General features: G+C 59.5%; 19 protein-coding genes and 6 pseudogenes. 15 read left to right on the top strand and 10 right to left on the bottom strand.

The window, feature by feature from the left end:
• Positions 1–170: 170 nt before the first annotated feature.
• Positions 171–362: an integrase core domain-containing protein gene (locus tag J2R80_RS19825; protein ID WP_375162597.1), complete on the bottom strand. Its 192-nt coding sequence runs from the start codon at positions 360–362 to the stop codon at positions 171–173.
• A gap of 256 nt (positions 363–618) precedes the next feature.
• Here J2R80_RS19825 and J2R80_RS19820 point away from each other — a divergent pair, with 256 nt between their 5' ends.
• Positions 619–1,857, top strand: a complete 1,239-nt coding sequence (locus J2R80_RS19820; protein WP_253639223.1) for an IS4 family transposase — start codon at positions 619–621, stop codon at positions 1,855–1,857.
• Between the two features lie 8 nt (positions 1,858–1,865).
• Here the strand turns inward: J2R80_RS19820 and J2R80_RS19815 are convergent, their stop codons facing one another.
• The gene (locus J2R80_RS19815; RefSeq protein ID WP_253639222.1) at positions 1,866–3,134 is read right to left on the bottom strand and encodes an IS256 family transposase; all 1,269 of its coding nucleotides are present in this window, start codon (positions 3,132–3,134) and stop codon (positions 1,866–1,868) included.
• 74 nt (positions 3,135–3,208) lie between these two features.
• On the bottom strand, positions 3,209–3,532 hold the full coding sequence (locus tag J2R80_RS19810; RefSeq protein WP_253640994.1) for a transposase family protein: 324 nt from the start codon (positions 3,530–3,532) through the stop codon (positions 3,209–3,211).
• A 662-nt stretch (positions 3,533–4,194) separates the two neighbouring features.
• Between J2R80_RS19810 and J2R80_RS19805 the strand changes: the two are divergent.
• Positions 4,195–4,359 (top strand): annotated as a pseudogene (locus tag J2R80_RS19805) (transposase domain-containing protein); the annotation flags it as partial.
• Here J2R80_RS19805 and J2R80_RS19800 read toward each other — a convergent pair.
• Together J2R80_RS19800 and J2R80_RS19795 are read right to left on the bottom strand one after the other, a co-directional pair.
• Positions 4,340–4,909 (bottom strand): hypothetical protein, encoded by a 570-nt coding sequence (locus J2R80_RS19800; RefSeq protein ID WP_253641116.1) that lies wholly within the window; start codon positions 4,907–4,909, stop codon positions 4,340–4,342. The pseudogene J2R80_RS19805 and the gene J2R80_RS19800 sit on opposite strands and share 20 nt — an antisense overlap.
• A gap of 171 nt (positions 4,910–5,080) precedes the next feature.
• Complete coding sequence (locus J2R80_RS19795; RefSeq protein ID WP_253639221.1) at positions 5,081–6,364, bottom strand: PHB depolymerase family esterase; 1,284 nt, start codon at positions 6,362–6,364, stop codon at positions 5,081–5,083.
• A gap of 337 nt (positions 6,365–6,701) precedes the next feature.
• Here J2R80_RS19795 and J2R80_RS43730 point away from each other — a divergent pair, with 337 nt between their 5' ends.
• Positions 6,702–6,974, top strand: coding sequence for a transposase family protein (locus tag J2R80_RS43730; RefSeq protein WP_375162596.1), 273 nt, complete (start codon positions 6,702–6,704; stop codon positions 6,972–6,974).
• Positions 6,943–7,635: a transposase gene (locus tag J2R80_RS43725; protein WP_375162595.1), complete on the top strand. Its 693-nt coding sequence runs from the start codon at positions 6,943–6,945 to the stop codon at positions 7,633–7,635. The genes J2R80_RS43730 and J2R80_RS43725 overlap by 32 nt, the downstream gene beginning before the upstream one ends.
• Before the next feature lie 171 nt (positions 7,636–7,806).
• On the opposite strand, the pseudogene J2R80_RS19780 reads toward J2R80_RS43725, so the two are convergent.
• A pseudogene (locus J2R80_RS19780) lies at positions 7,807–8,508 on the bottom strand (IS6 family transposase).
• Positions 8,509–8,819: 311 nt separating this feature from the next.
• Entirely contained in the window at positions 8,820–9,857 is a 1,038-nt protein-coding gene (locus J2R80_RS19775; protein ID WP_253639220.1) for a zinc-dependent alcohol dehydrogenase family protein, read from the bottom strand.
• Between the two features lie 14 nt (positions 9,858–9,871).
• Between J2R80_RS19775 and J2R80_RS19770 the strand changes: the two genes are divergently transcribed.
• Positions 9,872–10,141, top strand: a complete 270-nt coding sequence (locus J2R80_RS19770; RefSeq protein ID WP_253641115.1) for a hypothetical protein — start codon at positions 9,872–9,874, stop codon at positions 10,139–10,141.
• On the opposite strand, the gene J2R80_RS19765 is transcribed toward J2R80_RS19770, so the two are convergent.
• Positions 10,138–10,974, bottom strand: a complete 837-nt coding sequence (locus J2R80_RS19765; RefSeq protein WP_253639219.1) for a hypothetical protein — start codon at positions 10,972–10,974, stop codon at positions 10,138–10,140. The two genes, J2R80_RS19770 and J2R80_RS19765, sit on opposite strands and share 4 nt — an antisense overlap.
• 1,231 nt (positions 10,975–12,205) lie before the next feature.
• Here J2R80_RS19765 and J2R80_RS19755 point away from each other — a divergent pair.
• From J2R80_RS19755 to J2R80_RS43720, 9 genes and pseudogenes are all read left to right on the top strand, one after another.
• Positions 12,206–12,574 (top strand): annotated as a pseudogene (locus tag J2R80_RS19755) (SMC-Scp complex subunit ScpB); the annotation flags it as partial.
• A 439-nt stretch (positions 12,575–13,013) separates the two neighbouring features.
• Positions 13,014–13,196 (top strand): hypothetical protein, encoded by a 183-nt coding sequence (locus J2R80_RS19750; RefSeq protein ID WP_253639218.1) that lies wholly within the window; start codon positions 13,014–13,016, stop codon positions 13,194–13,196.
• The gene (locus J2R80_RS19745; protein ID WP_253639217.1) at positions 13,193–14,011 is read left to right on the top strand and encodes a glycosyltransferase; all 819 of its coding nucleotides are present in this window, start codon (positions 13,193–13,195) and stop codon (positions 14,009–14,011) included. Before J2R80_RS19750 ends, J2R80_RS19745 begins: the two co-directional genes overlap by 4 nt.
• Before the next feature lie 133 nt (positions 14,012–14,144).
• Positions 14,145–14,543, top strand: coding sequence for a hypothetical protein (locus tag J2R80_RS19740; RefSeq protein WP_253639216.1), 399 nt, complete (start codon positions 14,145–14,147; stop codon positions 14,541–14,543).
• 64 nt (positions 14,544–14,607) lie between these two features.
• Positions 14,608–14,859, top strand: a pseudogene (locus J2R80_RS19735) (transposase); the annotation flags it as partial.
• Between the two features lie 279 nt (positions 14,860–15,138).
• On the top strand, positions 15,139–15,456 hold the full coding sequence (locus J2R80_RS19730; RefSeq protein WP_253639215.1) for a hypothetical protein: 318 nt from the start codon (positions 15,139–15,141) through the stop codon (positions 15,454–15,456).
• Between the two features lie 425 nt (positions 15,457–15,881).
• Positions 15,882–16,550, top strand: coding sequence for a ParA family protein (locus J2R80_RS19725; RefSeq protein ID WP_253639214.1), 669 nt, complete (start codon positions 15,882–15,884; stop codon positions 16,548–16,550).
• A 211-nt stretch (positions 16,551–16,761) separates the two neighbouring features.
• Complete coding sequence (locus J2R80_RS19720) at positions 16,762–17,547, top strand: hypothetical protein (protein WP_253639213.1); 786 nt, start codon at positions 16,762–16,764, stop codon at positions 17,545–17,547.
• 152 nt (positions 17,548–17,699) lie between these two features.
• Positions 17,700–18,101, top strand: coding sequence for a helix-turn-helix domain-containing protein (locus J2R80_RS43720; protein ID WP_375162594.1), 402 nt, complete (start codon positions 17,700–17,702; stop codon positions 18,099–18,101).
• Positions 18,102–18,433: 332 nt separating this feature from the next.
• Here J2R80_RS43720 and J2R80_RS19715 read toward each other — a convergent pair.
• Both J2R80_RS19715 and J2R80_RS19710 read right to left on the bottom strand, forming a co-directional pair.
• A pseudogene (locus tag J2R80_RS19715) lies at positions 18,434–19,555 on the bottom strand (IS66 family transposase); the annotation flags it as partial.
• A 479-nt stretch (positions 19,556–20,034) separates the two neighbouring features.
• A pseudogene (locus tag J2R80_RS19710) lies at positions 20,035–20,164 on the bottom strand (IS481 family transposase); the annotation flags it as partial.
• Positions 20,165–21,037: 873 nt separating this feature from the next.
• Here J2R80_RS19710 and J2R80_RS19705 point away from each other — a divergent pair.
• Positions 21,038–22,711: an outer membrane beta-barrel protein gene (locus J2R80_RS19705; protein ID WP_253639212.1), complete on the top strand. Its 1,674-nt coding sequence runs from the start codon at positions 21,038–21,040 to the stop codon at positions 22,709–22,711.
• Positions 22,712–23,415 lie beyond the last annotated feature (704 nt).

Genomic DNA, 23,415 nt, shown 5'->3' with positions numbered 1-23,415 from the left:
AGGCACAGCGAACTCGCTGCGGTGGCTAATTGGCGAGCTACGTGAGCTGGCGACGGCGCTGCTGATTACTCCGTATGTTATGACGATTCCGAGGATTGCCATGAGAGTGGGACGTCGGATTGCATTTTTCTGCGTACTGCAATCAGCGTCGGCAATTTAGATTTGGAGCCTCAAGAGGTTGTTCCCAGTGATCTGAGCCTGCTGATCGATGGCTTTGAACCGATACTGCCATGAGGACGATGCCAGTTGTAGCAGTGAAGCCATCGTGGCAGTTCCGCGGCTCTTTCTGTTGAGGTCTTGTAAGCCCCGCGCGTAGGCCCATTCTCGCAGGCTGGTTTGAATGAAGCGTTCGGCCTTACCATTGGTTTCGGGCGTATAGGGCTTAGTGCGGATGTGCTTGAGGCCGAAGCGCTTGCAGGCCTTCTGGAAGGCGAAGGATTTGTAGCGTAAGCGGCAAGCTGAGCTTTCAATTATCCACATTTGACGTCGGATTTGAGCGAGGCGCCGCGGGCGAAATCTTGAATCGGCAGAATCTGTTGTGATTCATTGTTGAGCACCTGATTCGGAAGTGGGGTGCTCGATGGGGTTGGAAGGAACGCGCGGAGACGTGCTCAGCGATTGACGACCGGCATCGAGACGTGGGTTGATCGAGAAGCTGCGGGATGCGAGTTTAAGGATGAGCGGCTTGGTCGCCGGTTCTGCAAATTGCTCGCACAAGTCGGGAGCGACATGGGTCAAAGCATCCCGTTGGTTTGTCAGGACTGGGCCAACACGAAGGCCGCCTATCGCTTCTTCTCCAACGAGCGGGTCAATGAGGCGGATATTCTTTGCGGTCATTTCGAGGCGACGCGCGGGCGCGTAGCGGCGACGGAGGGACCGATCCTCGTCCTCCATGACACGACGGAGTTCAGCTTCAAGCGCGAGAAGCAGGATCTGATCGGCTTTACGGGCAAGACGGCAGGACGGACACAGTGCGGCATCCTGATGCATTCTAGTCTCGCCGTGACGACCGAGGGGCTTCCGCTCGGACTGTCGGCAATCAAGTTCTGGACCCGCAAGAAGTTCAAGGGGACGACGGCGCTGAAGCGAAAGATCAATCCGACACGGGTGCCGATCGAGCAGAAGGAGAGCATCCGCTGGCTCGAGAATTTACGGCAATCGACCGACCTTCTCGCTGCTCCTGGACGATGCGTTCATATTGGTGATCGCGAGAGCGACATCTATGAGCTGTTTTGCCTGGCCGAGGAGGTCGGAACGCATTTCCTGGTGCGAACCTGTGTTGATCGGCTTGCCGGGGACGGCAATCATACAATTGCCGACGAAATGGACGAGGTGACGATCAAGGGTCTACATCGGATCAAGGTCAAGGACGACAAAGGCGATCCCGACGACGCCGTTCTTGAGATCAGGTACCGCAAGATACGCGTCCTGCCGCCGATCGGCAAACAGACGAAATATCCCGCACTCACTCTGACCGTAATCCACGCTCAGGAGCGGGGAAGGCCGAAGCGGCGAAAGAAGATCGAGTGGAAGCTCCTCACCGATCTCCCGGTCCGATCGCGCAAGGACGCCATCGAGAAGATCGAATGGTACGCGTTGAGGTGGAAGATCGAAGTCTTCCATAAGATCCTCAAATCTGGCTGCAAAGCAGAGGACTCAAAATTGCGAACCGCTGAGCGTCTGGTCAATCTGATCGCGGTCTTCTGCATTGTGAGTTGGCGCGTCTTCTGGATGACGATGCTCAATCGCTCCTCACCGAATGCCCTACCGCAAACCGCGCTGACAAATCCCGAAATCAGGCTTCTTGATCATTTTGTGAAAGACAGGGGTGGCGGAGTTATGCGGGATTTTGGGTGACGAGGTGATCAGGCGGCGTGGTTTGCCGGCATTTGGATGACCTCGATGCCGTCGTTGAATCTGACACCTGCGATCAGCTTCGGCAACTGATTTGTGCCTTTGAGCCGCCGCCAGGTCTTTGCTGCAGCGATGACCAGGTTGAACACCATCAGCGTGGCCGTGGTCGGCGACAACGAGCCCTTGGTGCGCACCGTCCTGTGCCGCACGGTGGCGAACACGCGCTCGATTGGGTTTGTCGTTCGCAAATGATCCCAATGCTCGGCAGGGAAGTCGTAGAACGTCAGCAGCTCGTCGCTATCCTTGGTAAGGCATTCAACCGCCCGACCGTACTTGGCGCGGTATTTCTCGGCGAAGACGTCGATCGCCGCCTCGGCGGACCCCCGGTTCGGCGCCCGGTGGACCTCGCGCAAATCCGTCTTCATGTTGGCCTGCACCGAGAGCGGGACCTTATCCAGAACATTCACGGTCTTGTGCACCCAGCAGCGCTGGTGCCGCGTGTCGGGACAGATCTCGTCGAGCGCCTTCCAGAAGCCGAGTGCGCCGTCACCGACAGCAATTTCCGGGGCGATCGGCAACCCGCGCCGTTTGACGTCGATCAGGAGTTCGCGCCAGCTTTGTGCGCTTTCCCGCACGCCAACCTGAAAGCCGATCAGTTCCTTCTTGCCTTCCGGCGTCGCGCCGATCAGCACCAGCATGCATTCGCTGTGATCTTCCATGCGGGCCTGCAGGAAGACGCCATCGGCCCACACATACACGTATCGTCGCGCCGACAAGTCGCGCCTCTGCCAGCGCTCGTACTCGCCCTGCCACTCGGCCGTCAGCCGGGAAATCACCGCGGGCGACAGGTTCGGCGCGTCCTTGCCCAGCAAGGCCGTCAGCGCCTCCTGGAAATCGCCGGTCGAGATGCCGCGCAGATAGAGCACCGGCAACAGCGCATCCAGACTTCTGGTCCGCCGTGCCCACAGCGGCAGGATCGCCGAGCTGAACCGGATCCGTTCGCCATCGCTGGACGTCCCGCGGTCGCGACTCTTCGCCCGCGCGACCTCGACCGAGCCGACCCCGGTCTGGATCCTCCGCGCCGGCCTGTAACCATGCCGCACCACACGGGCGCGCCCGTCGGCAAGCTTCAAGTCCTTCACGGTGGCAAGAAAGGTCTCGACTTCGACCTCGACCGCCTGCGCCAGAAGCTGCCGCGCACCAGCGCGCAGAATATCGGTCAGTGGATCGTCGATCTCATCGGGCTGACGAAGTGCAACAATATTGCTAGTCTCGTTCATGGCGTATCGCTCTCCTTGAGAGGTTCTGGCAGGCTCGACACCCGCCTCGATACGCCGCCTATCTCAGGCCGTCATCACCCAGTTTCCGTCATAGCTCGTTTGTGCGATAGGCGCGAGCCGGGCTCTCCGCCCACAGCAAAGCCGATCGCCAGTTGGCTCTCGCCGAGACGGATTGTTCGTCTCGCTCTCGGCCGTGCTGTCGTTGGTAGCCGCTCGGTAAATATTCGGCGCAGGCATCTGGGATTCGCGCACCGAAACCGTCGCGCCTGAAGACGGATTTCGACCACTTGACCCTGCCATGGCAGATCGGCCAACCGTCGCGTGTAATGGCTGTGGACCCGATGAGTTTGGTTACTGCAACAGGGACAGAGCGAGACCGCTGCCTTTGGTCGAGCCACGAGCACCACCCTGTCAGTTTGGGGAAGTATCTGGACAATTAAGAGCTCGGGCGAAATCAGCGAGCGGAATGCTTGGTGCAAGGCGAATCACGGCGTCGACTGCGATTCCAGCCTTATGACCTTATTCGCACCGTCCGTGAATCCCACACCCTGCACCAAATATGCGGAAGAACCCAATCAGGATGAGAGCGGAGTCTCACCCTGATCGCCGCCGCGCAATCCCCATCTCGCGACCATCGAGAACTGGTTCGACGTCGAGCCGCAGCTCACTGCACTGGCCCATCGCGGGCAGGCTTGCCACGATCGATCCTTCGATGTTCAGCGCCTGCTTCGGTCCCTCCGGCGGAAGGTGGCGGAGACAACCATCGTATCCATACCCGTGGATGAAATACGGCCCGAGGCTCGAGACCGGTCTGGGGCAGTTCGTAGACCTTCATCCCGGGTAACATTACTTCCTGAGGCAATACGGGGGTCCCAGTCCGGCTATAACGCATATTCGATGATCGTGTTTGTTTTTATGGCGCGCCAATCAGCCTAGCCTGAAGGAGATCGAGCTTAGCGCGCCCGTACATCTGCCGTTTGACCAGCTTGAGCTTGGTGATCTGAGCTTCCACTTGGCCATTGGACCATGGTTGCGTGATAGCCGCGTGCACCGCGCCCTCCTCTTCGCCGGCAGCGGACGGACCTGGGCAACCATCGCAACACTGCTGCAGACAGCAAAGATGAATAACGTCGATCCGTTCGCCTGGCTCAGCTTAACGCTTCAGCGCATCGCCAACGGCTGGCCGAGTAGCGAAATCGACGCGCTTATGCCATGGAACCACGCCGCCTGGCGGCATCAGCTTGCCGCTTACGGTGTAGGTAGGTGTGCAGGGTGTTCGTATTGTTGGCGATCGCTCGCGCCCAGGGGTCGCGCGAAACGACCAGTTTTGAGGGATTCTCAACCAACGACACGAAAGGAGATGCTGCCGTCTTGCCGCGCATATGCCATCCGGCCCGGCGCGCCCGATCCATGGGATATCGTCCAATGGAAGAATGATCTCGCGCCGTGTTACGGACATGAACGCGGTGCCGATGGACGCTGTCGTCGGGAGCTGCGGTCGGGGACGACCATCGTGCAGATTGCTGCTCGGCGAGTTCGATTTCGTTTCTGAGCGCATCCAGCGTGGCACCTGTTAGCGTTGCGGCAAGCTGAGCACGCGCACTGACAAATATCTGGCTGGATAGCGAACTGTTTCCGGGGCCACCTCGTTCAGCACAGACAAGGACGTGGCAGTGCCGGAGCACTAATCGGCCACCTGGGCCGAGAGAGAGGATGTTCGCCTCATCCATGATCCTCGCGCTCGGCAGATGAATGAAGCTGATGCAAAGATACATTGCTCCTTCGCCTACCTGCCTATCGGGCCTACCGGGCAGGACCCGGGATCGTTGCAAGGGGGAGGCCTCGATCGCGTAGTAGCGATCACTTCCTCGGAGGCGGGGCCCTCCGTTCCATTGAGCACGGCAGATACGCGCCAGCGGAAGGCTGTTTGCGGCGTCAGGCCGGAGTCAGCGAAGCTTGCGCCAGGCTACCTCGCCAACCGTCTGAAACGCACGATCGGCGCCTGCACGCTGGACCTTGTAAGTCGTTGCTCCCGATACCGGAAACCAGACAAGATCAACGCTGCTATCCGAAGCATCGTTCGCCGTGAGCCCTTGAGGTGCTGACACCGATTGATCGTTTTCACTGACGAGCGTCGCGTTCCCCCCGGTGAGCGCGTCTAGCATGGCCTTGATCGCCTTGATTTGCGGTCCGGACTTGGTGACATAGTCATCGGTGTGATTGACGTAGCTCCACCAGTCCCAGCAGGCATCCGGATTGGTCGGCCAATATGAGTGGGGCTTGGTTTGAGGATAGAGAATGATAAAACTGTTCGTATCCGCCCACGCATTGTAGCCGGCATAGTCGACAAACTTGGGCCCGATTTGATCGACATCCTGCTTGCATCCATGCAGCGCCACGTGAACGCGGCATGGAGCGCCCTGCTCGCAGTCCTGAGGTACAAAAGCATAGCCGTTATCGCCCAGGCTCAGCTCGTCGGGTGTATACGGCCTAGTATAGAGTGACTGATCGAAGCTCTTGAGTGTACCCGCGAGTTGCCCGCGATTGAGTGGGTTCAGGCGGCCATAGATGTGCTGCAGAATGATTCCGGCCTGATCGTAGCCGCATTGGTCGAGATACGGTTCCTTGTTGGCGCTGCAGTCGTTCAGTCCCGCGTCGTTCTGTTTCGTCACGACGAAAGAATGGCCCGCGCCAAGCACGGTCTGATAGAAGAGATTGCCGCGCTTGCCATCGCCCAAATAGTGGCGGTAGAACTCGGCAGCCGCATCGGGCGCGGCTTTATAGACGACCGCGTCGTTGTAGCCGTGAAAGAGGTAGATTTTCTGCCTGGCAAGATTGCTAAGTGGATCGATCTCGCCGGCTGACGCCTTCGCATCAGCTTGATTCGTGAAGTGCTTGATGTTCAGGTCCGACGCAGGCCCTTTCATGCATTGACCCGTCGCCCGCCAGATCGGCCCCCAATACCCGGTGATGACATCGTACCAGTAGTTCGCCTCCGCGCACCAATAGGGGCCGCCAGCGACCGCACCGACTCCCTTGATGATCGAAGACCAGGCTGTGCCGAACTGGATTGCCATGAAGGCGCCGGATGAAATGCCGGAGACCGAACTCTCGCCGATCGGCGCATTATAACTGCGCAATGCCGAAGGCTGGGCAGCGAGCGGCGATATTCCAACGGCCATAGCACAGATCAGGCCGACAACGTGTTGCCGCAACATGGTCACGTGCATGGAAGCCTCGCCAATCAACAGGCCAGTGATTGGACAACCGTAGGGCAATTGAACGGGACAAGCGACCCACCAAAAATGAGGGAAGTCCGCCAATCCGCTGGATAGTTGCCGAGCTCTCCACGTGACGATGAAACGAGGACGGCGCCCAGTCGCGTACCCGGTCGACGAGCCTCGTTTCGCGCCAGACGACGCTGTGAATCGGCGTGGGGTCCGGACGCCGATCGGCGTCCCAAGTGCTTGATTGACTTCGCGCGTGCGGGGCCAATGTTCGGGTCTGACTCAGATCTGATGATGTTCTCTGCCGAGCTTGCGGGTCTCCAATGGGGGACTCAGGACCATGCGAGCCGGCATTCGAATTTCGTCGCTTGTGCCGAGTGGGTTGGCTATCGAGAGCGTAAGTGATTCATCTGACTCGATTATTATAGCCGTCCGAGCGGAAAGCGGCGTGGCCGAATGCCCATTGTGCGGGGCTAGATCAAGCCGAATCCATAGCCGATACGACCGACAGGCTCCGGATTTGCCTTGTGCTGGCAAGGAAATACGCCTCCGCGTGATCACGCGGGAGGTTCGTTTGCGAGGTGCCTCATTGTCGGCGGCGGATTTTCGCTGAACGGTTCGGGGACGATGTTCTCCCGTCCCGCTCGCGCCGGACCGCACGGCTGGATTGCATCGTCCACCATCTGGGGCTGGTACTGGGCGGCAGACCTGCAGCGAGCTTTGCCAAAGGACTGATGCTGCCGGTCAGAAACGATACGTTGCTTCGGGTTGTGCGACGGCGGACGGCGCTTCGAACGGATCCGCTGACGGTTGTCGGCATTGATGATTGGGCTTTTCGACGCAATCGCCGCTACGGAACGATTGTCTGCGATCTCGAGCGACGACGGATTGTGACGTTGTTGCCAGATCGGGAGGTCGCGACCGTTCGAGCTTGGCTCGCTGAACATCCTGGGATCAAGGTCGTGTCACGCGATCGCGGTGGCGGTTATGGTGAGGCGGTTGCCAAGGCACTACCCGATGCGGTTCAGGTCGCCGATCGTTGGCACCTGATGGAGAACGCCAGCCGCGCGCCTTCCTCGACGCGGTGCGCAAGTCCATGCACGCAATCCGCAGCGCGATCGGTTCGCCAACAATCACCCCAGAGCTGCTCACCTCGGCAGAGAAGCTGCGGTACGAGAGCTATCTGCGGCGGGAGGATACAAATGCGGCGACGGATCGAAAACAATTTTGCCGCACGTTCGCGGCCGGGACAGAAAGGGAAGATCCAGACATGACCGGGCTGGCCGTTATAGAAAATGTGCGCCGCTACCGTGCAATAGCTTCGATATGCCGCCAGACCGCGGCATTTCGACCGGTACTGCGCTGCTCTCTGCTTACGCAGGCTGAGGAGTGGGAGCGCCGGGCGGTTGTAGAGCTCGAAAGACACTTCGAAAGGCATCGTCAACTTAATCGACCGCCGAGCTGAAGGAGGCGCGACTCAAAGGTTCGAGATTCGGCGATAGCGCTTGTCGTGGAGATCTCGCGCCAAGTCGCAAAGGCTCGCTCGCGCGAAGCGCGACGGAAGTCGGCCGTGACGGCTCCGGGATAGGGAAGTGGAAAAGGTTCGACCTGATTATGAACTGACAGAAACCGTTGAGCCTGATGGGACGTTTGAAACGCTTCATGATCCGCTCGCGTCAGCCGTGTCGGCCGATGAGAATTCTCGGGCCGATTGTTGAGAGCTTTGTGCTGGCTATGTTCGACGTGAAAGCCCATCTTCGCTCTCGCAGCGCCGTACGAACGCAGCTTGTCCGTGATCATCACGCGCGGCGGCGTGCCGGCGGATTTCAAGAGCTTCTTCATTGCGCAGTGCGCGAATCTCTTCGGCGCTGGATCAAGACGTCGAGAACGAAGCCATTCTGGTCGACAGCGCGCCGAAGCCAATGTTATTCGCCCGCGATCGAGATAATGACTTCGTCCAGATGCCATTTGTCACCGCGAGCGGGTGCGCGCTGGCGGATCCGATCGGAGAACGCCTTGCCGATTTCCGCCCCCACTGGCGCACGGTTTCATAGGTCACGCCAATGCCACGCGCCGCCAGCATTTCCTCGACCATGCGCAAGCTTAAGGGAAACTGGAAATACAACCAAACGGCATGCTGATCTCACTTCCGGTGGGAAGCGATGGCGGCGATAAGATAAAGAGGGTCCCGGGTGGTCGGCATGGCCCGTCGTCTACCCCTCGGCCGCTCTAATTCGTTAACTTGACGGTGCCGTCCTGACGCCTGGAGCAGCTGAAAGCTCAAGGTGCTGAGGCTTGTGCGCTGCTCGACCATCTCCTTTCGTAAATTGTTATCGCCTGTGCCGCGGCGACGATGCGCGCCCTTCGATTTCGTTCGTCGCAACTTCAGACGCTTTCGTCCTGGGCTATGTCGGACCTCTCTCTTCCGCCTGCCGACACCACCGCCTTCCTCGTTGCGTTATGTCTCGATGATCACCTTCAAGGCCCCGGTCTCTGCCGCACGCGAGAACATGTCGTAGGCGTCCATGATCTCGTCGAGCTTGAAGCGGTGTGTAATCAGCAGCTTCGGTTCGATGCGGTGGGAAACGACCGTCTTCAGCAGCATGGGCGTCGAGACGGTGTCCACCAGCCGCGTGGTGATCGATATGTTCTGGAACCAGAGCCGTTCCAGGTGCAGATCGACCTTGACGCCGTGTACGCCAGCGTTTGCCACGACGCCGCCCGGCGAGACGATGTCGGTGCAGAGTTTGAAAGTCGCCGGTACACCGACGGCCTCAACGGCGGCATCCACGCCCTCTCCCCCCGTCAGCGCGCGAACCTTCTCAACTGCTTTGCCGTCGGCGCTGTTGACCGTCTGTGTCGCGCCAAACTGGCGCGCAATGGCGAGGCGCTTGTCATTGACATCGATCACGATGATCTCGGCAGGCGAGTAGAATTGTGCGGTCAGCAGCGTAGCCAAGCCGACGGGGCCGGCACCGACGATGGCGACGGCGGAGCCGGGCGAGATCTTGCCGTTGAGCACGCCGCACTCGAATCCGGTGGGAAGGATGTCGCTGAGCATGACGAGAGCTTCCTCATCGACCCCATCAGGCAAATGGTGGAGGCTGGTGTCGGCATGCGGCGCCCGGACATATTCGGCCTGCGTGCCGTCGATCTTGTTGCCGAGGATCCACCCGCCGGTGCGACAGTGCGAATACATACCTCTCCGGCAGAAGTCGCATTTGCCGCAGGACGATATGCAGGAGATGAGGACGCGGTCACCCGCCTTGAAAGCGGTCACGCCACCGCCAACCTGGTCAACGACGCCCACGCCCTCATGGCCTAGGATTCGGCCGGGCTGACAGGTCGTTACATCGCCCTTGAGGATGTGGAGATCAGTGCCGCAGATCGTGGTTTTCACGATGCGCACGATGGCGTCTCCGGATTCCAGGATGGCCGGCTTCGGTCGCTGCGCGAGAGACGTTTTACCGGGACCTTCGAAGATAAGCGCTTTCATTTCGCATCTCCTCCTTGCGTATTCAGTCCGCCGGTTTTGCCTCGGGCAATTGCCACCGTCGCCCGGTAGAGCCGAACCGTGTAGTTCCGGACTTTGGTGATCGGCAGGCAGTTTTGGATCTTGCCGTCGTAGCCTCCAAACTGGCACCGCAACTGAGCCGTCCGAGCCAGCCGCGCACTGAGCTTGCGAACGCATCGGTGGTCATGCCGGCATACGGCACCGCCATCAATCTGCACCAGGCCCTTCTCGCCGCTGGCGGCAAGCGCCCCGCTGTCCTTCTCTAGAATCGCTTTGAACGGCTGCCGCGGAAGAGCGCGCGCTCGACCACGCTGATCTCGGCGTCGAGTACAGGATCGTGGGCAGCGAGCCGCAATGCCTCGATCGCATGCGTGGCGCGACCGGTTCGAACCGTTGCAGCCAGTCGCGCGCGAACACGTCGCGCTTGCCTCGACATGCAGGTCACCGCATCGAAATGCGTCACGTCGATTCTTTGCGCGCCGACGTCTGAAGCGACGATTGAGCGGGATAGAGCTTGAGCCCGTCTAGGACAGCAAATTTCGCCGGCGACAACAGCATCGTCGGAATGCCCTCGGTCCTCGATAGTGACGGTTCGCGTCACGGCATTCCCGGTCTCGAGCTGATCCGACGAGCGATTGATGGTCTGCGCGATCGACAGACTGCCTGCAGCGAGGAAGGGCTGCAGATCGGATGCCACATGCGGGATGAAGGTCTGAAATGCGATCCGCGGGAGCGTGAGCGTTGCCTCGCGTGTGGCCGGCGGATCGGCCGCACAAATGGCGACGATCGTCAGGCCAGAGATCGCATAGCTGCCCGGCTCCTGCGGATGGATCGCGAATTCGAACCGGACGCCGCCATAAGTGAGGCCGTCGCGCTCTTCGCTCTCATTGGAGCTGCGTAGCTGGCGCGTCAGGGCATTGCGCCGTTGGAAGTCTGGCAGCTTGGGCGGCGCCGTCATGTAGTTCGGCGCCAGCACCTCGATCCGCTGCGTGGCAGCCTGTCTCACCACGACGCACGGCGGATCGAGCGTCACCCGCAGGATCGGCTCGGGCGTGTGTTCCTGAGCGTGGGCCGCGCATGGCGCGAGCAAGCCAAGCATCGGGGCTGCGTTAGACTGCGGATACCTCATTGCTTCGCTCCCGCAGGCTGCGTCGCATCCTGGTGGGCAACTTTCAGCTTGAGAAATCAGCAGGCGTGGCCTGAGCCTGTCCAGGCTTCGGCGGCGCGGGGCGTGGTCAAGTCTGCCGGTGTAACCTGATCTTCTTGCCCCCTTCTGGGCTAGGTGGTTCCGACGGCCTGCCAAATAGTCAAGCCCCTCCATCGACGACAATTGCCGCAAACGATCAACTACCAATACTCGCAATTGACTGCCGATGGAGGCATGACCACCCTAGGTAATGATCGTCACTGAAAAACTGTGCTGACCCGGCTGCATCACATGCGTTGGGCATAGAGTCATCGTCGGCCGATGAGCACGAAAAGGATAGGGCTAAAACACACTTGGTATGTTTCCTTCAACCAGTCGAAGGGGCCAAATCGATACCCCATTCGAGAAACAGAACCTTTCCGAGTGAGGCTGACGCGAAGAGATTCGCGGACGAACTGCTGAACAGCCCATCCGCGAATTCGACTACCATACTGGCTGGCACGATAAACCCACATTCTCCAAGGCGCGGAATTGGATCGAGCAACATAGTACTTTGGATATGTGATCGCAACTGCCATAATTGACAACCGCGCACGAACACGGTGTGTTGGCGTCATTCAGTCGATACCCATCAGAAAATTGTATCGGGCACTTCAGATTTGTGTGGGACGCCGATCGTGAGACTGCCATCCACGACCATCTCTGAACCGGTAATGTAAGTGGACTCGTCGCTGAGTAGGAACACCACTGCCTGAACGGCGTCTGCTCGGCCGTTAACGACGGGACGAATGATTTCCAATGCCTCCAATCTTTGACGCCTCGAATACTTCGCACCGGCCGGAACCGAGCGTGGCGGAGGCGCGCGGATAGGCTTCGACTAGAGCTCGCCGGCGCCCGGAAACCCAAGGAATTAATTGCGCGGATCTGATCAGCAACACTTCCGCGATCGTCGCATCTACCGGAGAAGCGCGCCACGCTCGATATGCTCATAAAGCCGCCAGCTCCACTGGAGGAGCAAGCGTGTAGCCTCACTGCGCGCAGCTGAGGCTGAGTTAGCGGCTCGGCAGTCGCCATGACCGACTTTGCCAACCACCAGTACACGGAGGCATATTCTGTCGCGATATGGCGAATGGAGAATGGGGAATTCTGGATCGACGAAGGAGAGTGACGAACTGTGGATGCCTTGGGCCGCTCCTCAGCGAGCCATCTCGCCAACATCGCCTATTACCAGCCGATCAATCGCAGCGAATTGTCATCCTTCTTCGGCAAGGAGGTCAGCCGCGATACCATCGCCCGTCTGCGCGCACTCGAGTTCATCGCTGCCGGGCCGCGCAGCCCGCAGCTAGGGGCCCCCTACACCTACGTGACGACAAAAGCGTTCCTGTCGCACTTCGGCCTGCAGACGCTGCGCGATCTTCCGGACATGGAGATGCTCGAGGAGGCTGGCCTGCTCAGCAAGGACAAAATGCTGGCGGGAGAGTTTCCGGTGCTGGCGTCGGACGAGGCCGACCAACTCGAGGCGGACCGAGACGAAGACGACGATGTGACTTGAATCGCTGCCGAGGAGTCTCCGACAATGCACTGACCGACGAGCAGTCGCCTCGTTTTCTGTGATCTCCTTGCGCTTCATGCGCAGCAACTACGCGAGTCGGCGCTCCTTACATGCATTGACGAGATATTTTCCCGGTGGGTTTGCCCTTGGGGCCGCGCTCGGGGGGCGCCTGACTGGCTCGCTCCCTTTCTCGTCAGCAGCGAAAAAGGCTGGTCCTTGAGCAGCCAAAGCGGCCGTAAGCAGTCGTAGCAGCGCCGGCCAGCGCATCGCGCTGTTGGGCCGGACTCTGCCCGTCGGAGGGCGCGTTATCGTAATTGATTCTCATTGCAACAGCTTGTTCTTCGGACAAGTTCGGAAAGCTGACGAAACCCAGGGGAGTTCAGTAGTGTGTGGATCGACGCTGAACATTGACCCCGCACGCGCGAAGTCAATCAAGCACTTGGGACGCCGATCGGCGTCCGGACCCCACGCCGATTCACACCTTGCGATCAATCCGGATGCGCTGAACAAGGAACCCTATCGGGTCACGGTCTCGATGCCGGCGCTCGATACCACGGGCAAGGATTGCGCGGTCGGCCGCACCGGGCGCGTGGTGTTCAACGCGGACGTGGCAAAGTCATGATGGCGGCATTTGCGCCCGGGCTGGTCGCCTTCGGCGCCTGCCTTGCCATCCTGCCCCTGCTCCGCCGCGAGCAGACCCTGGCCCGCGTCATGATGACCGGCATGTCGTTCGTCCTGCTGGTCCACTATTTCGCGTGGCGGGTGACCCACACCCTGCCGCCTCCAGGCCTCACCGCCGACGCGCTGGTCGGCTATCCCTTCATGCTGGCCGAGGCGGCCTCGATGATCGCGGTGTGCCTGTCGCTACTGTTCCTCAGCCGCACGATCGACCGTTCGCCTGAGGTCAATGCGATCCTGCGCCGATCGAGGTTGCCCGCAAACGCGCCGCTCGTCGACGTCTTCATCTGCACCTACAACGAGGAGAAAGCGATCCTGGAGCGCACCATCATCGGCGCGACCGGGCTGAACTATCCGAACTACCGCGTCTGGGTGCTCGACGACGGGCGGCGGCTGTGGCTGTGCCGGCTCGCCCAGGAGCTCGGCTGCAACTATCTGGCCCGCCCGGACAACCGCCACGCCAAGGCCGGCAACATCAATCATGCGCTCCAGCACGTTTCCGGGCTGGCCGAGCGGCCGGAGTTCATCTCGATCCTCGACGCGGATTTCGTCCCGATGCCGGACTTCCTGACCCGGGCGATGAGCCTGATGCAGGACGGCAGCGTCGGCGTCGTGCAGACGCCGCAGCACTTCATCAACCCGGATCCGATCCAGACCAATCTCGCGGCGACCGATGTGTGGCCCGACGAGCAGCGCTTCTTCTTCGATATTAGCAGTGGCCGTGAGCGACCATCCAGCAATTTCGGAGCCATCGGATAGGCATGTCATCAACCCTGATTGCGCACGGTGGACCCCACCAATACTGGCAGCTAGAGCGGAGCTCCTTCGACGTTCATGCTAATGAGCCATCGTAAGCTTCGGGACTAGCGTCGCCCGGTCGGGAGGCTTGGCAATGGACCCCGTTCGAGCAATCCAGCGTCTCCGCACTTTCAACGCTGCATCGGAGACGGATGACGATATCGATGGCGCGAAGGCTGCGCTCGAAGAGATAAAGGGCATTGCCGATCTGGCCGACACCTTGATCGGTGTCAGGCTCGGGAGAGCGCTACCTGTCATCCGCTTAATCCATCACGATCCGGACGATAAAGATGCGCAGGTGACAGACATTAAATTTAGCCTCGAATATGGACCACATCACCATAGGTGGTGGGCCTACGTAACGATCTCTGACTTTGATGTAGTCCAGCAAGGCACTGAGCTTCGGAGAATTGGAGAATTCTCCGAAGGTCTGCGGCAAGGATTTGTGGGGCTATCGACGGGGCTCATGAAAAAGCCGCCCGGAACGGCCTGATCATCGCGCCGAGACAGTGTGTGGCATCAATTCGAAGTCGGAATCGCCAGCAAGTTTCGTTAGGAACGGCCGGATGCGTGACGAGCTCCTGAATGAGACGCTGTTCTTCGGTCTCGACGATGCCTGGGCCAAACTCGCGGCATGGGTCGCCGACTACAATGGCGAACGCCCCCATTCCTCGCTGCAATACCTCACGCCCGCGGCCTACGCCGCCTCTCTCATCGCAACGGGCGCTCGGCTGCGCAACCCCGACCAGCTCCGCCGATCGCCCGTTGCTTCCACCGCGCCGCAAGGCGTACAACTGATCTGCCCCTGAACTTTCATCCAGCGGCAGTTAGAGTCTCGGTGCATCAATCGCAAGCGGCTTAAACTCTACCCCCGATGAGCCAGAGCCTCCCTTCTCGAAACGCCTGATCAGTCTCAAATTTTCTGACGACGGACACCCAAGGTTCGGTGTGGAGGGAGAAGGTTCCCGGAATACCGTCCGGCACACCACCCGATTCACAGCCAGCGTGTCCACTGGCTGCGGAATTGCAGAGGCTCGATAGCTCGTGGGCGACGCTTCCCGAGGCGCAGCAGGATGCGTAGTTGGATAGTGACTGTCGCCATCGAGAAAGACGGCGACGACGATGAAGAGTACCGGCACGTAACTAACGCGGTTGCAGTCGCTGACCAGATCGAAGCCGTGCAGCTGACTATTGAAGACAACGGCGCCAATGCCGCAATGCTCAACTTCCCGCTTGAACCTGAAATGTTGCAAAGTCTCGGCTTGAGGCCAGGTGGGCTGATCGTCTTACACGATGGTGAGATTGATCCAATCACCTTGCGTCCTCGGCATCGGCCGCACGTCTCCATCGCGTTCAACGGTGTCGGATTGATGACGTGCCTGTCCGGAAGCTGCAACAGCACTTAGCTGGCGCGGTGTCTCTCACGACCTCCCGCTGAATCCGTCAAAATGGCAACAGCGGACTCACGATTCCGGTATGCCCGCCAAACGGATTCCGTCACAAACAGGCTTGCCCCTGACGAGAAAGGTCAGCTTATCACTCGATGCGCCGTCGCGAAAGCGGCAAACAGTAAGGGTCGGATTAAGCGAGAGTCCTGCCTTTGTAGCAGCGCTGGCCGGCATCTTTAAACGTTCCGGTTGGCCGTGGAATGTCCGCGTGGCCCAATGTTTGGACCGGCCGGCGTTGGGCGCCGTATAGCGCGCTACTATAGTTAGTGGCTGCGCTCCGATTTGATTGTGAGTTCCGCGCTCGCTATTGATGCGATTCGCGATAGGGAATGGTAGGCTCACCTCGTGTGTTTCATGTCGTTGTTGTCCGGGACGCGCAGGCGATGTATGTCCTTGCTCTAGTCACCCAAAAAGGAGGAAGCGGCAAGAGCACGCTGGCGGTCGGAATCGCAGTGGCCGCGATGGGAAACGGGGAGCGCGTCGGAATTGTCGACGCGGATCCACAAGGGACGATCTCAAAATGGACAGAGCGGCGCGGGCATCCCTTTCCGCGGGTCGTTCGGGTCGCCGATCCCGCCACAATAGAAGGGGCGCTCGTCAGTCTTGAATCTGAGGGGATCTGGCTTACAGTCATCGATACCGCCCCCACGTACAATGCAGTGGCTATGCGTGCCATCGCGAGTGCTGATCTTTGCCTGATGCCGGTGCGTCCAAGTCTGGCCGACATCGAAGCTGCGATACCTACGCTGATTGCCATTCGAAGGCTCAACCGCCGATTTGCTTTCGTGCTCAATCAGACGCCACCGCGGGGTTGCCGCTTGAGTGAAGCTGCAACGTCGCTCAATTCGCTCGGGGTGCTTGCGCTTCCCTGTATCGGACAGCGCAATGACCACCAGGATGCGCTTGGGGCAGGATTAGGCGTGACCGAGTTTTCCCAAGAGGGAAGAGCCTCGGAGGAAGTTCGCGAGCTATGGCGCTGGATCTTAAGGAAGCTTGTCGAGGGGGCATCAGATCATGAGCCGCACGCAAGAAACGAAAAAGCGACGTGGTAGGCGGACGCGCTGCGTGCGACGCTCGCTCGTGGAGCTTACCGCGGCGGCGAGCCGAGCCGTTGACGATGGCCTCTTTGTGTTGTCCGGCGGGGTTGCTGCTTCCAATCCGCGATCGGAGCTCACAGGCGCGAATACGTCTGATCAAACAATCCTTGCAAGGCAAGCGACGGCTCCGAGTCCCTTTGCGGCGCTTGAATCTCGGAATGCGGCAGTGCCGCGCAAGTACGAACTCCCAGATTCCGACACTGCCATCGAGAGAATGGTGGAGATTGCCAAGGACAATCAAGACAGAGCTTTTGAAAACATCAAAGCCGGACTGGATGTTGCGCTGGACCGTGCAAAGGACCTCGCCGAGACCCGGGTGGAAGGTGAAGCGGCGTCAAAAGTCGGTCCCATTCTTGAAAACGATTTCTTGACCGTTCTTAAAAAAGCCGCAACGGAGTGCCGCGCGGATGCGGTCGAATTGATTGTGCAGAAGGAACCACCAGCCGACAGCGCAGGGCAGCCGCAATCGCGATACATGCGGCGACTCACTGACGAGGCAGTCAGATTGCTGGACGATCTTCGGAGCGGCAAGCTGGAGAATGAGGCGCACTTCATCCTGAGCGAATGCTTCAGAGAAGCCGCCAGCGTGTTCTCTATGATCAATCAGCAGCTCAAGCGCGACGGCTATTCCGCGAGCATTGATCCATCAATCTTCATCTGGCTCGCCAATATCACCGAACCGGAGACGTGCGACACCGGGACCATGCGGCTTGAGATCGTACCCAACCACCGAGGTCGTCCGAGCACGTACACGCGTCAGGTCGCTCAATTCGTTTGGCACCTTGTCGAGGGGCAGGGCTGCGGACGACAAGCCGCATATCGGGGGGCGGTCACGAAGTTCACCGTGAGCGCGAGTTTCGCCGAGAAGGCCTATGCCTTTTGGGAGCCGATCTTCAAACGGGCGGGACCGCACGTGAAGATGCTGACCCGCATTTCAGATCCAGAAATGTAAAGCTAGACTAGCTAGTGTTCTGTCTCGTTAGTTCGTAGTGTAATAACTGCAAGTGTTTCGGGTGTCGCGATCGAAGGAGATACCCGATGCGCCCCGAATGCCCGAAAGCGAATGCTGACGATTTCCAGTGACGAACGCACGCACTCACGGCCATGACACGGTCGCGGTCGCTCCCTGCGGCACTGGCGCTGCCAGCAAAGATCGTGCTTGCCTGCGAACGTGAGCCGAGCAACGCCCTCGCGGCAACCCGGCCTGATGTCGTTCCACATAGGATCGGAAAATGGCGCAATCGCTTCATCGCAAATAGCATCGAGGGTCTCTACGACGAGATGCGTGCCGGCAGGCCCCGCACTATTGGGGATGAGGCTGTGGCCGTGATCACCAAGACGCACGCTCGCAGGCCTAAAGCCGCAACCCATTGGAGCGTGCGCGCCATGCCAAAGAGAGGGGAATTGCCAAAGGCACGGTTCATCGCCTGTTCCAACTCTTCGGTCTGCAACCTCAGCAGCGCACGCCGCGGCCGAGCCCGCGCGGAGGTCCGCGCTGGCGTTTGAATAGGCGTGCACCCTCAGAGTGGCTGCTTCTACATTGAACGGCAGTGGCCCGACTTGACAATAATACCGACGCGGTCGAGCTCGGCGTACGCTGAATTACGTCTTGATTTAACTCAACCTTGACTGGCCCGGGGTGGCGATTGCTCTCGACGAAGCACGCTCTCGCACTATGTGGTCAAGATCGCGCGGCTCGGAGGATATTTAGCCCGAGCCAACGATCCGCCTCCAGGAAATACCGTGATCTGGCGCGCACTATCGCGGCTGACCGACATCGAACTGGGAGCCGCGGTCGAGGCAAAAAATTATGGGTAATTGAAAGCAAGCTGAGGCCGTCAGGCGGCGTGGTTCCATGGCATAAGCGCGTCGAGTTTGCTGCTCGGCCAACCGTTGGCGATACGCTGAAGCGTTAAGGCGAGCCAGGCGAACGGATCGACGTTGTTCATTTTCGCCGTCTGCAGCAGCGTTGCGATGGTCGCCCAGGTTCGTCCGCCGCCGTCGCTGCCAGCGAAGAGGCTATTCTTTCTCGTGATTATTAGTGGCCTGATGGCGCGTTCGACGACGTTGGAGTCGAGCTCGATGCGACCATCGGTCAGGAAGCGTTCGAAGATGGCACGGCGCGAGACGGCATAGCGGATCGCCTCAGCCAGTTTTGATTTGCCGGAGATCCGCCGCAAGGTCTGCTGCCAGAGATCGAAGAGATCTGCGACGATCGCCGCGGAGGCTTGCCGGCGCGCGGCAACGCGAGCGTCGGGGCTTTGACCGCGCACGGTCTTCTCGACCTGCCAGAGCCTTGCCATCCGCTCGACCGTCGCCGTTGCCACTTCCGAGCTCCCTGCAACATGCAGCTCGTAGAACTTGCGTCTGCAGTGTGACCAGCAGCCAGCCAATGTGATGCCATCATTGCCGCGATCGGATCGCGCGAGCTTGTTATAGGCGGCATAGCCATCCACTTGCAGGATGCCGCGATAACCATTGAGATGGCGGACCGCGCATTCGCCGGAGCGGCTGTCTTCGAAGCGATAAGCCACCATCGGGGGACCGCTGCGGCCAAAGGTTCGGTCATCCCGGGCATAGGCCCATAAGTAGGCCGTCTTTGTCGATCCGGAGCCCGGAGCGAGCGTCGGCAAGGTGGTTTCGTCGGCAAAGACCCGTTCGGCCTTCTTGACCTCGCTGAAGATGTAGTCGGCCACGATCTCGAGCTCGAAGCCGAGCTTGCCCATCCATTGCGCCATCAGCTGGCGGTCGAGCTCGACATGATCGCGGGCGTAGATGGCCTCCTGCCGGTAGAGCGGCAGGCCGTCGGCATATTTGGCGACAGCGATCTGGGCCAGAAGCGCTTCCGTCGGAATGCCTCCTTCAATGATATGGGCCGGGGCCGGCGCCTGGATGACGCCGTCCGCGTTCTTGAAGGCATACCTGGGACGGCGCGTGACGATCACCCGGAACTTCGCCGGTGTCTCCGGTGTGGTCATAAGCCCAAACCGCGAGCTTGGGCAGGCCATCGGTCGTAGTAGGCTTTGTCACATAGAGCGAGGTGCTGTCGGAGATGTTATCCGGTGGCCGGTGATCTCGGCCAATGGTCACGACGCGGTCGTGCTCCCGTAAACTGAATTTCACGACCAATGTGAGCGCAGACAGTAAGAGTTTGGCCGGGCCGTCTTCCTCGGTGGTCTCGAAGATGTCGGCGATTGTCTCGGCCGTCCGCGCCAAAGCAGCGGCGGCGAGCCGCTCGAGTCCTTCATTTTCGTCTTGTTCCATGCGGCGACAATATAGACGTTGGCGAACGAAAAACACCCCGCGGATATGGAGGGAGCCGGTAAACTCAGACGCTGTAACCCGTCGCCTACGGCGCTGTGCAGGTTCGAATCCATCCCCGGGCACCAGTTTCTAGGATGTGCCGGCCTTTACCGAGGGGACTCGAAGGCTTCGCTCACTGCTTCCACTTCGCGACAGTCTTCTGGTTGATCCCGTAGCGCTTGGCGAGGCCTCTCAGGCTCTCTTGACTATTTTGTATTGCTCGACGGACAGTTCGTGGTGGCGCAGCCGTGTAGAACTTGTCCCATAGCGCATCCTTCGAATCGTGCGATAAGAATGCACCATAAAAGCTTGGGACTAAACACCTAAGGCTCAGCAGGTCTCGCTCAGCGATGTCGTCCGAAGGCAATCGGAAGCGTCATAACTCAGGTCCCCGACCACGGGTCACAAGAGTATCACATAAGGGCTGGAGCGAAGCCAGTTGATCTGCCGGTGAAGACCTCCGACCAAGTACGGGCTGGTGGTCAATCGAAAACCGCCAAGGCGCTCGGCCTCGATCCGCCGGCATCGGTGCTCGCCCGCCGAGTGATCGAATAGGGATTGCTTTGCTGCGATGCATGAGCCCGAGAATGGCCCGCGACTGACCTTAGCTCAGAGCCCGCAAGCTGCCGAGGGCTGCCTTTGACCCGCAGCCACCTTGGATGTCGCGCCGCTTCCGACAATCGAATGCGATTATCACCGGCTGATGTTTAAATCACCCAGAAGCTGCACAAGTAACCGCGCGCAGCCACGCGGAGCATAAACGCCGTGCATCAGGCACGGCCCGCACATTGGCGCGCCATAGAAAACCGTTCAAAAGGTGCTTCCTGCTGCGCAACGTCCTGTGGGACGCTAGCAGCGCCGGTTGTCGGCCTTGAGACTATGTAAGCAGCTTGACACTACACTGACACTACACACTATTCCGGAGTGCCGGCAGAACCCGCAATTCCATTCGGCACGCCGCTTGCTTCGTCACGGCATCATCACCAATCGCAGTGCGATGGTCTTCGGGGCGGACACGGCGTGCGTCGCGGTTAGCGCCTGGTCCGCCCCGACGGTTTGCTGCTGCGATAAGTTAAGGGCGATCGGTCGTGGACCGAGATAATGCAGGGACGTGTTGGATGCGAGCTGGAGTTCTTCTGTTGGGAGCCACGACAATTGCGCTCGTCGCGAGCGGTGTAGCTAATTCGGCAGACCTTGAGCCAGAAGTGAAACTGCCACCGGCGGTGTGGGACTGGTCCGGAGGCTATATTGGCGGGCACGTCGGCGGAGGCTACGGACAGACCTCCTTCAGCAATCCCTACGGTCCGTCCATCTATGGCGATGTCGTCGACACTCCAGTGTTTCTCGCCGGTGGCCAGATCGGCTACAATTGGCAGACGAACAACCGGGTGTTTGGTGTCGAACTCGAGGCCAGCGGTGCCGTCTCCGACGGCACCAATACCTGCCTCGCTGCGTCCGGCTTTGTCGTGAGCGCAAACTGCAAGGCAGGTCCCAACGTCTTTGCCACCGGGACCGGTCGCATCGGTTACGCGTTTGGCGTGCTGGGCCGCACGCTGGCCTATCTCAAGGGAGGCATCGCTTGGCAAAACAATCGGGGCGACGTCTTCAATAACTACGAGTTTGGCGATCGGCCACAGGAGAAAGCCCATTTCGACTATGGTCGCGTCGGTGCCACCATCGGGCTGGGCGTCGAGCAAGCGCTTACGCCTGCATGGTCGGTTAAAGCTGAGTATAACTATCTGCATTTCGGCGGACCGCGCGTCGCAACGCCTCCGACGGTGCAGGATCCGCCGTTCGCAATTCTTCCGGCGAACACAACCAACCTCTCCAGCAACTATCACATCGGAAAGATCGGCTTGAACTACCATTTTGGCGCCGACCCATGGACGGCGCAAGGGTCCGATGCGCGGCTGTACGCGAAAGCACCCGCCGGCGCGCCGATTGCTTACACGGCCGGTTGGTCAATCGAAGGCGGCTCTCGGCTCTGGCTCAGCCGAGGAAGATTCCAATGGGATCACAGTGCTGCTGATAAACCTACCGACCCAAGCATTCTCATATCGAGGCTCACCTATCACGGACTGGACGGACTTTCCGGGGAATTATTTGGCCGTCTTGACAGCCCCTGGGGAGTATTCCTGAAAAGCAATATTGGGATCGGACGCTTCAACACAGGAAACATCAACAATGAAGATTGGGGCATCGAACGCGGGTTGTCCTACATCAACAACGTATCAAGCCAGGCAAACGGAACATTCACGTACTACACGGCTGATGCCGGATACGATTTCCTGCACAGCGCCAACTACAAGATCGGCGCATTCATCGGCTGGACCTATTACGGCCAGAGCTCCGATTCGACGGGATGCGTCCAGATCGCCAACCCAATGTTTGCATGCTTGTCGCCCGGCGACGACAGGATAATTGGCAGCCAGAATACCCAGTGGAATGCACCTCGTCTCGGCCTGAGCGCCGAAACGATTCTGACCGAGCGCTGGCGCTTAAACACCGATGTCGCCTACCTGCCCTGGACCGATTTCAGCGGTCGTGACCACCATCTCTTGCGCCCGACGACCACCTTCAATGATCAACGCGGGAATGGTGGCGGGGGTGTACAGGTTGAAGGCGTGTTGTCCTACTTTATCACTTGCAATTTCAGCGTCGGCGTCGGTGGCCGCTATTGGGCAATGTGGACAAAAAAGGACAGCGAGTCCACGTGCAGCGGCTGCATTGGCGCGGGCACGATCACTGGGCCAGGGAAGTACAACATGGAGCGCTGGGGGACGTTCTTTCAGGGCAGCTACAAGTTCAATTGAAAAGCCGCACTGTAGCCAGCCTCCAGACTCTCTTCACGACCGCAACGATGGGCGCCCCGATGATGAGCCGAACGAGCAATTCTTGAATGAACACCTGCCGCTGGCTTCGTTCCTGTCGCGAGTGATCCAAAACGCACCTCGCCCTAACAACGGATCGATGTGAACTCAGAGCGAAAGGCTGCTTACGCAGACATCCGAAGGGTAGTGGGCACGATCAGCAGAGAACTCATAAGACTGAGTTATAGCAAAAGGTCGGAGCTTTTGAAGGGGAAAGCCGTCCGGATTGTTTGCGGTAGCGGGCGATGGGACATGACCGAGTTTGACGATGACGTTGGACCCGTTCGTTTGTCGACTGGGATGCTCGAATTGCCATTTCAATTACCTGACTGCCGCCTGCGCTGTTCTCTGTGGCCGTCTTAAGCATCTGGGCCTAAGCCCATCCCGCACACGGACGAGGAGCGAATATGAGTTCAGATGTAATCTGCTCTTTTTGTGGAAAGGGGTCGCCGGAGATTATGACGATGATCGTCGCGCCCTCAATGAATGTGCAAGGCCGAGAAATCACAGCTGCTATTTGTGATGAATGCATTCCGGTGTGCGTGCAAGTTATCGCGACCCGACACCCGGAATGGCTGGAACAGCATCGTCAGTTCGTCGCGAGCCTTGGGAGTTGAAGCACGCCTGCCGGGACATGAGGTCTCCTT

The sequence above is a fragment of the Bradyrhizobium sp. USDA 4541 genome (genome assembly GCF_024171085.1).
Taxonomy (GTDB): Bacteria; Pseudomonadota; Alphaproteobacteria; order Rhizobiales; family Xanthobacteraceae; genus Bradyrhizobium; species Bradyrhizobium australafricanum.
Note: the sequence above shows the minus strand (reverse complement) of the source record. Positions and strands in the feature narration are given on the sequence as shown.